Origin of the sequence: Dyadobacter sp. CY351 (assembly GCF_021502625.1) — a bacterium.
In the GTDB taxonomy this organism is placed as follows: Bacteria; Bacteroidota; Bacteroidia; order Cytophagales; family Spirosomataceae; genus Dyadobacter; species Dyadobacter chenhuakuii.
The window spans coordinates 38,322-54,010 of the sequence record NZ_JAKFFU010000014.1; the positions used below are offsets into that span (position 1 = coordinate 38,322).

A 15,689-nucleotide genomic window follows, 5' to 3' on the forward strand; every position below is an offset into this window, starting at 1 on the left:
CAATGTTATGAATTGATTAACCTATTTTCCAGAAAAAGAAAGCGTATGAAAAAACTTGTACTGAACATTGTGTTGGTACTGCTCTCCATGCTCGCCCTCCAGGGCTATGCACAGGATATGACAGTATCCGGGAAAGTAAATGATGCATCCGGCGGAGAAATCGCCGGTGTAAACGTGGTGGTAAAGGGAACAACCCGGGGAACTACCACGAACGACAAGGGAGAATATTCCATCTCAGTCGAAAAGGGAAAAACATTGACATTCAGCTATATTGGTTATGTTTCGAAAGAAATTGTTGTCAATGCGAGTGTGCTTGATGTGAATCTTGCAGCAGAAGCAACTGCCCTGAATGAAGTTGTTGTTACGGCGCTTGGTATCAGTCGTGATAAGCGTGCATTGGCCTACTCCATTACAGAAGTGAGCGGCAACAACCTGACGGCTGCCCGTGAAGCTAACCTTGGAAATTCGTTGGCAGGACGTGTTGCAGGTGTGAATGTTAGCAAAGTGGCATCTGGCCCGGCCGGGTCTTCCCGTGTGATCATTCGTGGTAATAAATCGCTGCAAGGCAATAACCAACCGCTTTATGTAATTGATGGTATCCCCATGGATAACAGCAACTTCGGACAAGCGGGCCTTTGGGGCGGCTCTGATGAAGGAGATGGTCTTTCGAGTATTAATCCTGATGATATTGAATCTATCACAGTATTAAAAGGCGCCAATGCAGCGGCGCTTTACGGTTCGCGTGCAGCCAATGGTGTTATTAACGTCACCACAAAACGCGGCACAAAAAGAAAAGGCGTCGGCATTGAGTTCGGCTCAAACTATGTTTTTGAAAAACTGAATGACCTTTCTGATCTGCAACATTCATACGGAGCTGGTGGTTATGTAAATGGTGTTGCAAGCAAGCCATCCAACCAAGCGCAGGCTTATGACTGGGGTGACGATTCGTGGGGACCAAAATTTGACAACAGCGAAGCAATCGGTTTCGATGGTAAAATGCACCCATATTCCTACGCTGGCGACAATTTCTCCCGTTACCTGAAAACAGGGCATGCTTTCACCAATAACCTGGCATTTTCAGGCGGAAATGAAACACAGAATTTCCGGGCATCTGTTACCAACCTGAAAAGCACGACCATTATCCCTAATTCAGGTTTCGACCGAATTAACCTTTCACTTTCAACGCAATCGAAATTTGGCAAAAGACTTTCTTTCGATGCCAAAGTGCTTTATTCAGAGGAAAAGGCGAAGAACAGACCAAATGTTTCCGATTCCCCTGGTAATGCGATCCAATCAATCTGGCGGATTCCGGGCGACCAGAATGTGCTTGATTATTACGGAGATCCTGCCAAGCCGGGTGCAATTCCAGCAGGCACCGATCCAGCCAGCCTGGCCATCTGGGGTGTTTCCGAGTCGAGAGCAGTAGGAGAAGAAATGCAGCAAGCCAGCAACAACTGGGGCCAAAATCCATACTGGGTTGCTTATCAGTTCATTAAATCGGATCAGAAAAACAGGATTATTACTTCCGGTCAGTTGAAATATCAGATCACCGACTGGCTTTTCATCCAGGGACGGGTTGGTTTGGACAAGTACAGCAGACGCGCAGAGTCCCTCACACCCGAAGGAACCGGTTACCAGCGTGGCGGCGCCAGAAACCTTGGAAACTGGAACGTTTCGGAGCTTAATGCAGAGTATACAATCGGTGCGAGCAAGGAGTTTGGCAAATTCGGTTTCACTGCATTTGCGGGTGGAAACCGGATGAGAAGGAAATATGAATACACAAACGTTTATGGAAACGGCTTTAATGTTCAGTTTTTTCCTGCTTTGAACAACGTAAAAGACAGATCTTTCACTTATGACCCTAAAGAAAGCGGCATTAATTCGTTGTTAGGATCTGCCGAAGTTTCCTATGGCGGTTATTTGTTCCTTACGGCAACGGCGAGAAACGACTGGTTCTCAGTGCTTAACCCTGAAACAAACAGCATTTTGTATCCTTCTGTTGGTGGTAGCTTTGTATTTTCTGATGCTTTCAAAGGACTTCCATCCTGGCTGTCTTATGGTAAAGTAAGGGCGTCGTGGGCGCAGGTGGGCAATGTTACCATTGATGCTTATCAAAACAACCTGACTTACTCCCTGAACGGAAACCCGCATCTGGGCATTCCTATGGCGTCATTCTCGCAGGCGATGGGTAACGGCGGAAACATTCCTAACCCCGCACTTAAACCGCTGACAGTTACAGAAACGGAGGTTGGAATCGATTTCAGAGTGTTTAACAACAAACTGGGCATCGACTTCACGTATTACGATCAGCAAACCACGGACGATATCCTGAATGCTACAATTTCACGGGCATCTGGCTTCGGAAGCACTTCGGTGAATTTGGGTAAATTACAGAACCGCGGTTTGGAGCTTTTGTTATCCGCAACGCCACTTAAAAGCAACAATCTGGTTTGGGACCTGACGGTAAACCTTGCAAAAAACAATAGTAAGGTAAAATCGCTGATCGAAGGAACAACAGAATTGGTGATGGACGAACCAAGAACCCGGAATGCTTTTATCAAAAACGTTGTGGGCCAACCGTTTGGAATGATCACGGGCCGTGTGCAAAAAATGTCGCCTGATGGCCAGCCCGTATTCGATAAAGACGGTCGTCCGGTGAGTGAAGCTGGATATAAGGTGATTGGAAATGGTATCGCGAAAATGACAGGCGGCGTAACCAACTCATTCAATTACAAAGGATTCGACCTTTCTTTCCTGGTTGACTTCAAAGTGGGCGGCGACATTCTTTCCGGAACGAACATGAGACTGGATCAATGGGGATTAAGCAAAAATTCCCTGAAAGGCCGTGAAGGAGAAGAGCCACTTACAGTGACCGGCGTTACGCAGGAAGGCACCGAATACAAGCCATTTACGAAAACATTAACGCCTCTGGAAGCATACAATTACTGGGGAGCCGTGGGTGGTGAAGGCGATAATGCTGTGACCACAATGTATCTCTACGATGCGTCATTCATCAAATTGAGACAGCTTACGGTAGGTTATTCTTTTCCTAAAAAGCTGCTTGGCAAAACGCCTTTGCAAAACCTGACACTTTCATTCGTAGGTCGTAACCTGGCTATTCTGTTCAAAAACACGCCGAACATTGATCCTGAATCCAATTATGCGAACGGTAACTCCCAAGGGTTCGACTATTTCGGGTTTCCTTCGACACGCAGCTACGGTTTCAATTTGAGAGCAACATTCTAATTTACCAAAGATGAAAAATTTGAAAAAATATATAAAATACGGATTGGCAGTGGCCTTGGTGACAGGATGTGATACCAAGCAATTGCACGATCTGAACATTAACCCGCAGGCCCTGAACGAAGTAAATCTGAACTTTATTTTTACGTCGGCTGAATTGGGCATTGCCTCCAATGGTACAACGGGCGACAACCGCTACATCGACTGGCGGACTAACATCGGCATGTTCTCCTATGCCATTCAGCACCTGGCCAATTCGGGCGGCGGCATTGCGCCTGGCGATAAATACACTGTTAATGCGGAAACAAACGCTGCGCCATTTGAATTTACCTACAATGATCAGCTCAAAAACATTGCTGAGATTCTGAAACAGTCCGGACCGGGCGGTTTTGCGGAAGGCAAGTACAAAAACACGCGCGAAGCTTCCCGGATCCTTCGTGCATTCAGCTTTGCCCGACTTACGGATTTGTATGGAAACATTCCTTATTCGGAGGCAAATAAAGGCATTGAAGGAATATTTTTCCCAAAATATGATACGCAGGATGTCATTTACGCCGACTTGCTGAAAGAGCTAGATGAGGCAACAGCAGCATTGAGCACTTCCAATCCGGATGAGGGGTTCAAAGCAGCGGATTTCATCTACAATGGTGACATTGCCAGATGGAAGAAATGGGGTTATTCTTTAATGCTTCGCCTGGCAATGCGTATTTCTAATGTGGATGCGGCCAAAGCGGCAACTTACGTAACCAAAGCGGCTGCGGGAGGTGTTTTCACAAGCAACGCAGACAATGTGTGGGTGAAAATGGCCGATGGCCCGAGCGAGTGGGTAAACCAAAACGGTATTTCGCGTGCGTTTGATGCGGGTGATGGCGGTCAGCCTACTTATTTAAGTGCGACATTGGTTAATTTCCTGAAAGGTTCGAACCCGGCTGTTGCCACAGACGATGATCCGCGTTTGATGATCATTAGCGGTGGAATCGGCAGCGGGACGGTGATTACGGACCCGGTGAAGCAAAAAGGAATGCCCAACGGATATGATCTGGCGATGCTTGAAAAATTGGAAAACAAGAAGCCGGTCGATGTGTCTACAACCTATTCAAGAATCAACTCAAAAATGCTGCAAGATTCGGATCCTTACCAGATCATGAATTACGGCGAAGTAGAATTTCTGCTTGCTGAGGCCATTGAGAGAAAGATTGGAACCGGCATTGCAGGCACAGCCAAATCACATTATCAGGCAGGCGTGAAGGCTTCTATGCAAATGTACACGCCATTCGACGCGTCCCTGACCGTGTCCGACGCAGCGGCTGCCAAATATCTGACGACCTATCCTTATGGCGTTACAAAACCAGCCCTTGAAATGATCGGTGAGCAAATGTGGGTGAACAAATTCTTCAACTGGTGGGAAGCATGGTCCGACTGGAGAAGAACGGGATTCCCTAAATTGACACCAACCAATTATCCAGGCAACGTAACAGGCGGAACAATCCCGGTAAGACTTCGCTACCCAACCAACGAAGTGGCAGGAAACCCGAATTACCAAACCGGGGCAACATTACCTGACGACTTCACTACCAAAGTTTGGTGGGACAAATAATATAAGTTAGTAGATATAATTCAAAAGGTGCCCTGAATATTTTGGGGCATCTTTTTGTTTTTTATCCTAATTTTGAAACCATCACTGATTTTACCAACATCACAATTTATGATACAATCTTTCACCGCGACAGCCGATAAGGATGTTGTATTTGCCAAAGTTCAGCAGTTTATCGACGAACAGGGTTTCACTGTTGTAAGCAAGGATCATTCGCGGCCGTGGGGCGGTTTTTTTGTTTTGGAAGAAACGGAAGCTCCGAAATTCATATCCACATTCTTCCCTCATTTGTCGCTTGAAGATTTTGCAGGTTACGAAAAACTGAGCCCTAAAATATTGGTTGTAGCGCCTAATAAACGTCTTTCCTGGCAGTATCATCACCGTCGTGCGGAAATTTGGAAGGTAATTGGCGGCAATGCGGGCATTGTGATCAGCGATACAGACGAAGAAACACCATTGCGCCAATTGCCGATCGGGACAGTTGTGGAACTGCAAAAAGGAGAGCGTCATCGCTTGGTAGGGGTTGACGAATGGGGTTTTGTGGCAGAAATCTGGAAACATACAGATGCCGCAAATCCATCCGATGAAGACGATATCGTCCGCGTACAAGACGATTTCGGCCGATAAAAAAGAAAATTTTCCCGTCGGTTTAAACCGACGGAAATTCTTCTTTATATATATCATTGATCCATTTTAGACATTAGACCATGAAATTCGGGAAAGTTGATAATCCAGAAGATGTTGATTTTAAGTTGCCGGACGATGCGGCTGCTAACAAGCAATTGTTGAACGACGCAAAGAAAGGCAAGCCGAATATTTACATTGGGTGTGCTAAATGGAACAAGGCAGATTTAAAAAGTTTTTATCCAAAAGGAACAAAGGATGAGCTCGGTTACTATGCAACTCAATTTAACAGCATTGAACTGAATGCGACTTTTTATAACAACTTTCCCGTAGAAACGATCGAAAGCTGGTATAACAAAACGCCTGCTGAATTCCGGTTTTTCCCGAAGCTGCACCAGGGCATTAGCCATTGGAAACGCCTGAAAGATGCGAAAGAGCCCACAGAAGTGTATCTGGATGGCATCGCACATTTGCAGGAAAAACTGGGCATGCTCTTCCTCCAGATGCCCGACAATTTCGGCCCGAAAAATTGGGACGTTTTGAAAGCATACCTCGAAGAATGGCCTTCCGGCTTTCCGCTTGCATTGGAACTTCGCCACACAGGCTGGTACGACGGCTCATTCAACAGCGACGATCTTTACGAGGTTTTGGAAAAAAATAACATTACCCACATTGTCACAGACTCCGCCGGTCGCCGCGACTTACTGCACATGCGCCTGACCACGCCGACTGCATTTGTGCGTTATAATGGTGCCAATGTGGATTCCGATTATACGAGGCTGGATGACTGGTTTGAGCGATTGAAATTGTGGGTGGAAGAAGGCATTGAGAACATTTACTTTTTTGTCCACCAGAATCATGAAGAGGCTTCTCCGTTGCTTTCCGCTTACCTGATAGAAAAATTCAACGAAAAGCTCGGAATGGAGCTTAAAGTGCCTGTGCATCCAACGCCGGTTCCTGCTAAAAAATAATGCTTTCAACTTCCGGGTGCATGTTATTTCGGCCCGGAAGTTGTTATTTCAATTCAAATGCTTTGCCCTGTTCCGGGAAAATAAGGTTTAATCCAAGCGCATTGTTACTCGCCAGTTCCGCCTGAATCTGCGACTCATTATCTGCCGTTGGCTTCATATGTGTGATAATTACATTCAGCCCCTTCAAGCTTCCTGCGCCTGATATTTCTGACAGCACATTCAATTCTTTCATTAACCATTTTGGCGTCAAATGGCCATATAATTGTCTGTCCGGCTGCTTGTTAGGATAAGACACTTCTAAAAATACTCCCGCCAGCTGTTTTGCCTTCACCAGCGGCGCAACCGCCTTCCAGACCTGCTGCATTTTATCAGACTTCTCAATTTCATCCGGGCCCGTATCACCAAAATACAAAACATATTTTTCGCCTTTCCGGATCAGAAATGCAGTGCTTTCGTAGGGATTGGAATGACTTAGTTTAAATATTTTCACGGACATTTCCGTCTGCTCGATATCAACTTCCTGATCCTCACCAAGCATTTTATAACTATACTTTTTCAAAGCCGGACTCGCACCTTCGTTCGTCAGGTTAGGCCAGCTTTTCCAATTGAAATAATGGCTTTTTAGCGTTTCAATGCAATATTCTGTGCCATATATGTTCTTTGCAGTGTCTTCCACCGAATTGATCACCATGCCCGAAACGTGATCCAAATGTGGGTGGGAAATCAAGTAAGCCTTGATATATTTTCTCAAAACAACATCCGCGGCAACAGAGAATACCCTGTTAATCAATGCCTTGGAAATCCCATTCGTCACAGTCCCCGCATCGAGGCAAACATAAGCATTGGAATTTACCGGTGCGACCATGTAAGCCGACAGGTTTCCATCGTCCCCGCCTCCCCTAACCCCCAGCGGAACGACGCGGAAGCTGTTTTGAGCAGAACAAACAGAAACGAAACAGGTTAAGAGCAAGAATGCAAGGATTCGCATGGTTTTAGTAAGGAAGTTGGTCGGCATGTATCGATAATGAATAGCAAATGAAGGCAATTACGTTAATTTTTCCGCATCAGTTGTTTCATCCGCATCCGGCTGTTACAGCCGGAAGAGACGTTTTCCTGGTGGAAGAGGATCTTTTTTTCAACCAATTTTCATTTCACAAGCACAAATTATTTTTCCACCGCGCTTCTATGCAGGCTTACAAGCTGCATTTAGAAAGCCAGAAATTAAATGTGCATTACATTGACGCGCAGGGTCCCCTGGCTGATGTCCGGAAACTGGTTCCTATGCTTAAAAAGAAGGGTGTTGAAGAAATTTTCTATGTGGATGTTACCGATAACTGGCTCCAAAAACGACTTTCAACGTCTGCAAAGATGAACAATATCGAGCTGATCGAGTTTGAAACGCCAATGTTCGTGAATTCCAAAGAAGATCTGGAAATGTATTTCATGAACAAGAAAAGATATTTCCAGGCAGATTTTTACAGTGCTCAGCGCAAAAAATACAAGATACTGCTGGACGAAGACGGTGATCCGGAAGGTGGCAAATGGAGTTTTGATACGGAAAACCGATTAAAATTCCCAAAAAAACAAGTGCCGCCAACAATTCATTTCCCGGCTTCAAATGAGCATTATGACGAAGCGAAACGTTACGTCGGGCAACATTATAAGGACAATTACGGCGACATTCCCGACGAAATCCGCTTCCCGATCACCACCGAAGAAAGCGAGGCCTGGCTCGATCAGTTTATGGAAAAGCGTTTTGAGGAATTTGGCAAATACGAGGATGCCATGGTTGTCGCAGAACATTTTCTCCATCATAGCGTGTTGACGCCCATGCTCAATACAGGCTTACTAACGCCTAAAAAAGTCATTAACGCAACTATAAAGTATGCGCGAAAACATGACATTCCGCTCAACTCACTGGAAGGCTTTATCCGGCAGATCATTGGCTGGCGCGAGTTTATGCATGGGGTTTACGAATACAAGGGCAGCATAGAGCGGACGCGAAATTATTGGGGCTATACACGCAAAATCCCTGAAACGTTCTGGACTGGCACAACGGGCATCGAGCCGGTTGATATTGTTATCAGGAAAGTCCTCGATATCGGTTACTGCCATCACATTGAGCGCTTAATGGTGCTGGGAAACTTCATGCTGTTATGCGAATTCGACCCTGATGACGTTTATCGCTGGTTTATGGAGCTTTTTATCGACGCATACGACTGGGTGATGGTCCCTAATGTCTACGGAATGAGCCAGTTTGCAGACGGTGGATTACTAGCAACCAAACCTTACATTAGCAGCAGTAATTATCTGATGAAAATGAGCGACTTCCCCAAAGGCGACTGGCAGCAAACCTGGGACGGACTTTTCTGGCGGTTTATGGATAAAAACAGAAAATTCTTCCTGAAAAACCCACGCTTAGGCATGCTCATCAGCACATTCGACAACATGGAAGAAGGAAAGCGAAAAGCACATTTGCAGCACGCAAATGATTTCCTGACCAAATTGGACAAACAATAATCTGCTATAAATCCTCTAATTTCGCGATCCATTTCCCGACACGCGACGAATGATCAGAACAAACAGCGAAAACCCTGATTTCAAAAAGCTAACCGACCAGCTGGACGACGAGCTTTGCGCTATTTACAATACCAACAAGGCTGATTACGAAGACTATAACCGTATCACCAATCTGCCAACCGTGCTTCTTACTTACGAAAACGATACGGTCGTAGCCTGCGGCTGTTTCAAGATTTACAACGAAAGCACGATAGAGATAAAGCGCATGTTTGTCGTTCCGGCGTTCCGCGGCAAAGGCATCGCCTCCACCATGGTCCGCGAGCTGGAACAATGGGCCATCGAACTAGGCTTCCAAAACGCCGTCCTGGAAACCGGCACCGGCCAACCCCAAGCCATCGCAATGTATCACAAACTAGGCTACACCAACGCCGAAAAACTCGGGCAGAACGAGGAGATCGGGCATAGCGTGTTTATGGTGAAGCCTTTGGTTTGAAACATTTTCCAAGAAGATTCTTTTTTACATTATATTGAGTCGCTAAACAATTGAAATGACTTCCCTCAACCCCGCCCCCTTTCACGAAAAGCTCACCTACTCCCTGCTGGCCATAGGCCTCATCATGCTGGGAATCTATCTGGGTCAGGATATTATCGTTCCTTTGGCATTAGCGGGGTTAATTGCAGTTTTGCTCAGGCCGGTGGAGGCTTGGCTTACGCGGCTGGGGATGCATAAGGTGCTGGCGATCACCCTGGCGGTGTTACTTGCGGTCGTGCTTGTGTCCGGCGTCGCGATCTTGCTATCAATGCAACTTTCAGATTTCTCGGATGAATGGCCGAAATTGAAGCGGAACATTAATGAGTTTTACAGGGATGCGCGGCGCTGGATCCGGCGGGAATATAGCGTCAGTTATAGCAAACAGGCCGAATATCTCAAAAATGCCCAGACAAAAACGCTGGAAAATTTCCAGGGTGCCGAGACGCTCGGCGTGGTTACGGGACCGCTCGCAACATTGATCCTTATCCCGATATACGCATTCTTGCTTCTTTATTACCGTACGATGCTGCTGCATTTTATGGTCGTCCTGTTTGCAGAGAAGCATAAGCCGCGCGTGCTGGAAGTGCTGGGCGAGATCAAAGCCATTATTCAGAGCTATATGGTAGGTTTGCTGCTGGAAACGGCTGTTGTTGCCGTGCTGAATTCGGTAGGGCTGCTGTTATTGAATGTTCAGTATGCGATGCTTTTGGGCATCATGGCCGCGATTTTAAATCTTGTCCCTTACATTGGCGGACTTGTGGCAACAGCGCTGGCGGTTATGGTGACGTTTATCAGCCATCCCGATGCGCATACATTGCTGGGCGTTGTGGGCGTATTTATTGCTGTTCAGTTTATTGACAACAATTTCCTGGTGCCGCTCATTGTTGGTTCCAAGGTCAAGATCAATGCGTTGGTTTCGATTGTGGGCGTGCTGGTGGGTGGCGCCTTGGCCGGATTGTCCGGAATGTTCCTATCCATTCCCGCTATTGCGATGATGAAAGTGGTCTTTGACCGGATTGATGGCTTGAAACCTTGGGGAATTTTACTGGGAGATCAAACGCCGGAACAGGCGAATAACAATCTGTTCAGGCTTGTGAACAAGCGCAAGCCCAAAAAGAAAACCGACGAAGATGCTTAGTCTTTCGCCGGTTTGAATATCTTAATAATCGATATTTTATGCCACCAACTGCTTCGTTTCCACGGTCGCTTTCAAATCATGCAACAAGCTGAAAAGCCCGAAGAATGTGCGGTTGATGTAAATAAAATGTTTGGAACCGCGGTTGACATTCATTTTGCGCAGCTCTTTATCATTTGCATATTTCTCACCCAATTCCGCCAGTTTTCCAAAGAATGTTTCATCCGAAAAATCAAATGTATCCGACTGGAACGGCTGGGTTAGTAACGATAAAATCTCTTTAAAAAGCTTCGAAAAATAAACCGTTTCCTGAGGCGTGTCCTTGCTCGAAAGAATTTCCAGCGCTTCCATTCTTGAATAGAAAATCTCAGGATCATTCAACTTATCCGGCTCTGCCAGCTCAAAATAAGGCGTGTAAAACGACTCCGGAATCTCCTTAATGCACCCAAAATCAATGGCGATCAGGTTCCCGGCATCGTCTACCAGAAAATTGCCCGGATGAGGATCAGCATGCACTTTTCGCAGCTGATGCACCTGGAACATATAAAAATCCCAAAGCGCCTGCCCGATCTTGTTGGCCAGATTCTGGTCCGTATTCGTTTTCGTGAATTCCGACAAATGCTTGCCCGTCATCCAATCCATTGAAATCACCCTTTCGCAGGATAATTCCGGATAATATTTTGGGAAACGCAGGTTAGGAATGTGTGCGCAGGCCTCGGCAATTTCCGTGCTTTGGGCTATTTCAAGATAATAATTGGTTTCCTCCGTCAGCTTGGTTTCAACCTCCTTGAAATATTTATCCGAATCCTTCGCCTGAATGTTGAACATGCTCATGGCAATCGGTTTCACCATCGCCAGGTCCGAAGAAATGCTTTCAGCAACACCCGGATATTGGATTTTCACAGCCAGATCTTTGCCGTCTTTCGTCGCTTTATGCACCTGGCCAATGCTCGCAGCATTGATCGCATTGGCATCAAAGGAATCAAAAAGATCAAGCGGCGATTTACCGAAATACTTTCTGAATGTCTTCACAACCAGCGGAGCCGACAACGGCGGAACGGAGAATTGGGACAAAGAAAATTTCTCCACATAAGCTTGCGGAAGGAAGTTTTTCTCCATACTCAGCATTTGCGCCACTTTTAGGGCACTGCCTTTCAGGTTCTTAAGTCCGTCGTAAATATCCTCAGCGTTGTTTGTATTCAAGTTATCCCGCGCCGATTCAGGATTGGTGATTTTCTCACCGTAATATTTTAAATAGTTACCCCCGATTTTTACACCGGTCGAAATCAATCTGGTTGCACGCTGAATTTTCGAAGTAGGGATGCTGTCAATTGTTTCCATTCCTACTTTAACTTTTCTTTGATGAGAAATTTACCAAAATCGATAACGCTTTCCAGCGGCGTAATGTCGATCAGATCGAATGTCGCGCGGATTGATTTTTCGATGAAAAGGTCTGTTTTTTCAAAGCCGATAGACTCGTCATCCAGCCAGAATTTGAGGGTTACCATAAACTGTATCCACGCACCTTCTTCCAATGCATCCTGTTGCGCCTTGCGGATCCGCTCGCTTTTGGATTTCAGATAACCTTCGCTGATTTCATTAACGAACGATTTAAACTGACTCCTGAAATCTTTCAACTTCATTAATCCAGCCAAACGGTTCTTTTCACTTTTGAGATCAAATACAACATAACTTCTGTTTGCCGTAAGTATCTCAAAATAAGTAAAATAGTAAGTTAAAAGCTTATCCCGAAAATCAAGCGACGGCATATCGCCACTTTGTCTCATGAGGTTAACGGCCAGTCTGTGAAAGCTCACAAAAACGCTTTTTTCAATTGCTTCGATTGAAGAGAAATGTTTGTAAAATTCCTTCTCGACAATGCCATGCCGCTTGCAGAACAGGTAAACCGACTCCGGCTTTTTATTCTGTTCCAGGCAATCGTGCATATATAATTCAATGATCTTATCGGATGTAATTTCCCGTGCCGCTGCCGGCTCGGCCATATTCGGCTCTCCTGCATTCGGAAGTTCCCTCAATTTTGCTGCCATTATTTTATTTGGTTTACAAGGTGTTGATCCACGCTTACACAACGAATGTTGGTCAGCATAAAATATTCATAGCGGACTATTAGAGAACAAAATAAAGGGCCGTAATCATTCACCGAAAGGCCTATTAATTTTTCGAACTCTGAAAATATTGAGGTTCAGAAAGTCATTCCTGAATTTCCCTTTCGGATCCATTTCCTGGGCCAGCTCCTTGAATTCTTCCATTTTCACATAACGCTTTGCAAGCAGATCCGGCGAAACCGAAAACAGCTTTCCCCAATGCGGACGCACATTGTAGGGCGCAAGCTCACGCTCAATGACTGGCAGCAGCTTGCTCACGGCGTCCCATTCCTGCTTCCACGTAAAATGAATCGCCACAGAATCCTGCTTATAACAAGGGCTCATCCAGAAATTGTCCGCCGCGATAGTTCGTATTTCAGAAGTTAGCAAATGCGGCCCGACCTGGCTTCCCAGCTTGGAAATGGCCATAATCGCATCCACCGCGTTTTTTCTGGGCACAAAAAATTCTGATTGCAGCTCCACACCGCTGCTGGGAGTAAAGCCCATTTTGAAATGCGGCATGCGCTCATACCAGGGACCGGAAACGCCCATTTGCTCGGTGCAGTTTTCGGCAGACAGTTCTGGGATCGGGTGCAGGTTTTTAGTCGCCAGTTTCGCGCCGAAGAATTCTTTTTCTGCTTTCAACGGCTTTCCGTCTTCTATTTTTTGCTTAACCCAAACCTCCGTAATGTCGTTACTTTGCCAGTTTGTGAACAAGCTCACGCTGTATCCGCTCGATTCTATTTTTTCAAAATTATCCTTCAGTTGGTTCAGAGGCAGGTTTTCATACACAAACTGCCCCATCATGAATGTCGGCACAATATCCAGTGTCACTTTCGTCACCACGCCCAAAGCGCCCAGGTTTACAACGGCCGCATTGAATTTCTCCCCATCCTTTTTACGGCTCAGTTGCATCACATCACCCGCCGCTGTAACGATCTCCATTCCCGAAACCGCAGTCGCCAGGCTACCATTTTTATCCCCGGAACCGTGCGTGGCCGTAGCGCAGGCACCCGCAACCGAAATGTGCGGCAAGGATGCCAGATTATGCAGCGCAAACCCTTTTTGATGCAGATAGGGACTTAATTGTCCGTATTTCATGCCGGAATTCACGGTTACAGTTTTGTTTTTTTCATCCAAAACCATCTGCTCCTCCGCATTTACCAAGGAAATAAACTGATCCTTAGTGTCCGCAATGTTATTGAAGCAATGCTTGGTTCCCAGCACTTTAAGCTTTGGATATTTCTTCACAATGTCCTGAACCTGTGCCAGATTCTTCGCCTGATCCAGCTTTTGCGTGCTGTATTCTAAATTCCCTGCCCAGTTTTTCAATTTATCGGTGTTTGCCCAGCCGGTTAATGGTGTAAATAATGGAGCTGTCATTAATGCGGATGAAAGTTTAATAAAGGTTCTCTTATTCATATGTTGGGAAGAAAGCAAAGTGAAAACCAGAAGGATATGATTAAATCACAAATTAATTGAATAATTCAGGATTTCAACCGCCGTCCGGATTTCTCCTTCATCCAGATTCCCAAATCCAAGCCGCATAGCACTCAGCTGGCCGGTTTGGAAGAGTAGTGTCTGTGGTAAATGCAGGTTTTGTTTCAAACAGTTCTTGCTAAGGCGCATTAGATTAACATCCTTCCGCCATTCTGTCCAGATCGCCAGGCCGCCGGGAGGTGTTTTAAAATGGAGATATTCCTGGAAATCTGCTTGCAGTAATGTTCCCAAAAGATCGCGTCGCTGATGATAAACCTTCTGTGCTTTCTTGATATGCCGCTGAATTTCTCCTTCATCCAAAAGTTCACCCAATGCCTGCTCCATCATCAGATCTCCCTGGCGGTCGATGATCCTCCGAAATTTCCCCAGTTCCGTAATCAGGTTTTGCGGCGCCACAATGTAGCCGGAGCGCAGTCCGGGCGCCAGCGCTTTGCAGAATGAGCCGATATAAACCACCATTCCCGCCGGATCGGCGCTTGCAAGCGGCAAAACCGGACTGCTATTATAGTGAAAATCATAATCATGGTCGTCTTCCAGGATAATGAAGCCATATTGCACCGAAAGATTAAGCAATTCCATGCGCCGCTCCGCGCTCAGCGTCACCGTTGTGGGATAATGATGATGCGGTGTGATGTAAAGCATCCGTATCCGTTTTGTTTCGCACAACTTCCGCACTGCTTCCACCGATATGCCATGCTCATCCACCAGAACCGAAATAATGTTGGCCCCGGCCTGTTGGAAAATCATATTCGCAGTATAGTAACTCAGGTTACCCACCACCACGTGATCGCCTTTTTTGAGGAGCAGCATGGAGGCCAGGTAAATGCCCATTTGAATGCCTCGCGTGGTGATAATGTTCTCTTTGCCAATATGCAAGCCGCGCGTATTATTCAGGTAATCAGCCAGTTTCGTCCTGAAAAACGCATTGCCTTCCACATGCGAGTAACCGAGCAATTTGCGGTTATTATTTCGCCTTAAAACGCTGGAATAGGCTTTTGCCAGCTTGTCCATGGGAGCCAGGCGCACGTCGGGAAGACCGTCGGTGAATTCCAGCTCGGCTTTGGAAACGGAAACCGGCCTGTCCAGCAGCATGCTTTCTTCAAATGCAAAACCCGTTTTTTGAGGATATTTGACAAGATAATCAGCATTAAAAGACGCCGGACTATCAGCAATTGCAGGTGATTTTTGGGTGACGAATGTCCCCTTGTTCGGCCGAAGTTCGATCCACCCCTGCGCATCGAGTTCATTATAAGCGGCCACCACGGTTTTTCTATGAACCGATAAGATCTCAGCCAATGACCGTGTTCCGGGCAATCTGGCACCTGTATAAAGCACGCCGCGCTGGATCGCATTGATCATCTGACGCGAAATTTGGAGATAAACCGGCGTCTCATTTTGCCGGTCAATGGTCACAATACTTTGGAATGGGATTTCAACCGGACTACTCATAAACTTAAAACCGGAG

General features: G+C 46.1%; 12 protein-coding genes. 7 read left to right on the forward strand and 5 right to left on the reverse strand.

Going from position 1 to position 15,689, the window contains the following annotated elements; translation table 11 throughout:
• The first annotated feature begins 45 nt into the window (after window positions 1-45).
• The 4 genes from L0660_RS23070 to L0660_RS23085 all read left to right on the forward strand — a co-directional run bounded on the left by L0660_RS23070 (window position 46) and on the right by L0660_RS23085 (window position 6,432).
• Entirely contained in the window at window positions 46-3,246 is a 3,201-nt protein-coding gene (locus tag L0660_RS23070) for a SusC/RagA family TonB-linked outer membrane protein (protein WP_235161502.1), read from the forward strand.
• Window positions 3,247-3,256: 10 nt separating this feature from the next.
• Window positions 3,257-4,840 (forward strand): SusD/RagB family nutrient-binding outer membrane lipoprotein, encoded by a 1,584-nt coding sequence (locus L0660_RS23075; RefSeq protein WP_235161503.1) that lies wholly within the window; start codon window positions 3,257-3,259, stop codon window positions 4,838-4,840.
• A 108-nt stretch (window positions 4,841-4,948) separates the two neighbouring features.
• Window positions 4,949-5,464, forward strand: coding sequence for a phosphoheptose isomerase (locus tag L0660_RS23080; RefSeq protein ID WP_233798851.1), 516 nt, complete (start codon window positions 4,949-4,951; stop codon window positions 5,462-5,464).
• Window positions 5,465-5,544: 80 nt separating this feature from the next.
• Window positions 5,545-6,432, forward strand: coding sequence for a DUF72 domain-containing protein (locus L0660_RS23085; RefSeq protein WP_235161504.1), 888 nt, complete (start codon window positions 5,545-5,547; stop codon window positions 6,430-6,432).
• Between the two features lie 43 nt (window positions 6,433-6,475).
• Here the strand turns inward: L0660_RS23085 and L0660_RS23090 are convergent, their stop codons facing one another.
• Window positions 6,476-7,420 (reverse strand): MBL fold metallo-hydrolase, encoded by a 945-nt coding sequence (locus tag L0660_RS23090; protein WP_235161505.1) that lies wholly within the window; start codon window positions 7,418-7,420, stop codon window positions 6,476-6,478.
• 47 nt (window positions 7,421-7,467) lie between these two features.
• Between L0660_RS23090 and L0660_RS23095 the strand changes: the two genes are divergently transcribed.
• From L0660_RS23095 to L0660_RS23105, 3 genes are read left to right on the forward strand one after another with little or no spacing between them, the layout of a single operon-like run.
• Window positions 7,468-8,952, forward strand: coding sequence for a cryptochrome/photolyase family protein (locus L0660_RS23095; RefSeq protein ID WP_235161506.1), 1,485 nt, complete (start codon window positions 7,468-7,470; stop codon window positions 8,950-8,952).
• A 49-nt stretch (window positions 8,953-9,001) separates the two neighbouring features.
• Complete coding sequence (locus L0660_RS23100; RefSeq protein ID WP_235161507.1) at window positions 9,002-9,445, forward strand: GNAT family N-acetyltransferase; 444 nt, start codon at window positions 9,002-9,004, stop codon at window positions 9,443-9,445.
• A gap of 55 nt (window positions 9,446-9,500) precedes the next feature.
• Window positions 9,501-10,622, forward strand: coding sequence for an AI-2E family transporter (locus tag L0660_RS23105; protein WP_235161508.1), 1,122 nt, complete (start codon window positions 9,501-9,503; stop codon window positions 10,620-10,622).
• A gap of 36 nt (window positions 10,623-10,658) precedes the next feature.
• Here the strand turns inward: L0660_RS23105 and L0660_RS23110 are convergent, their stop codons facing one another.
• From L0660_RS23110 to L0660_RS23125, 4 genes are all read right to left on the reverse strand, one after another.
• Window positions 10,659-11,960 carry an AarF/ABC1/UbiB kinase family protein gene (locus tag L0660_RS23110; RefSeq protein ID WP_235161509.1) on the reverse strand — a complete coding sequence of 434 codons (1,302 nt, stop codon included), beginning with the start codon at window positions 11,958-11,960 and terminating at the stop codon, window positions 10,659-10,661.
• Window positions 11,961-11,962: 2 nt separating this feature from the next.
• On the reverse strand, window positions 11,963-12,667 hold the full coding sequence (locus L0660_RS23115; RefSeq protein ID WP_235161510.1) for a TetR family transcriptional regulator C-terminal domain-containing protein: 705 nt from the start codon (window positions 12,665-12,667) through the stop codon (window positions 11,963-11,965).
• Window positions 12,668-12,772: 105 nt separating this feature from the next.
• A complete protein-coding gene (locus L0660_RS23120) occupies window positions 12,773-14,107 on the reverse strand; it encodes a D-arabinono-1,4-lactone oxidase (RefSeq protein WP_235161511.1) in 1,335 nt (444 codons plus the stop codon).
• An 84-nt stretch (window positions 14,108-14,191) separates the two neighbouring features.
• Window positions 14,192-15,673 (reverse strand): PLP-dependent aminotransferase family protein, encoded by a 1,482-nt coding sequence (locus tag L0660_RS23125; protein ID WP_235161512.1) that lies wholly within the window; start codon window positions 15,671-15,673, stop codon window positions 14,192-14,194.
• Between the last annotated feature and the right edge of the window lie 16 nt (window positions 15,674-15,689).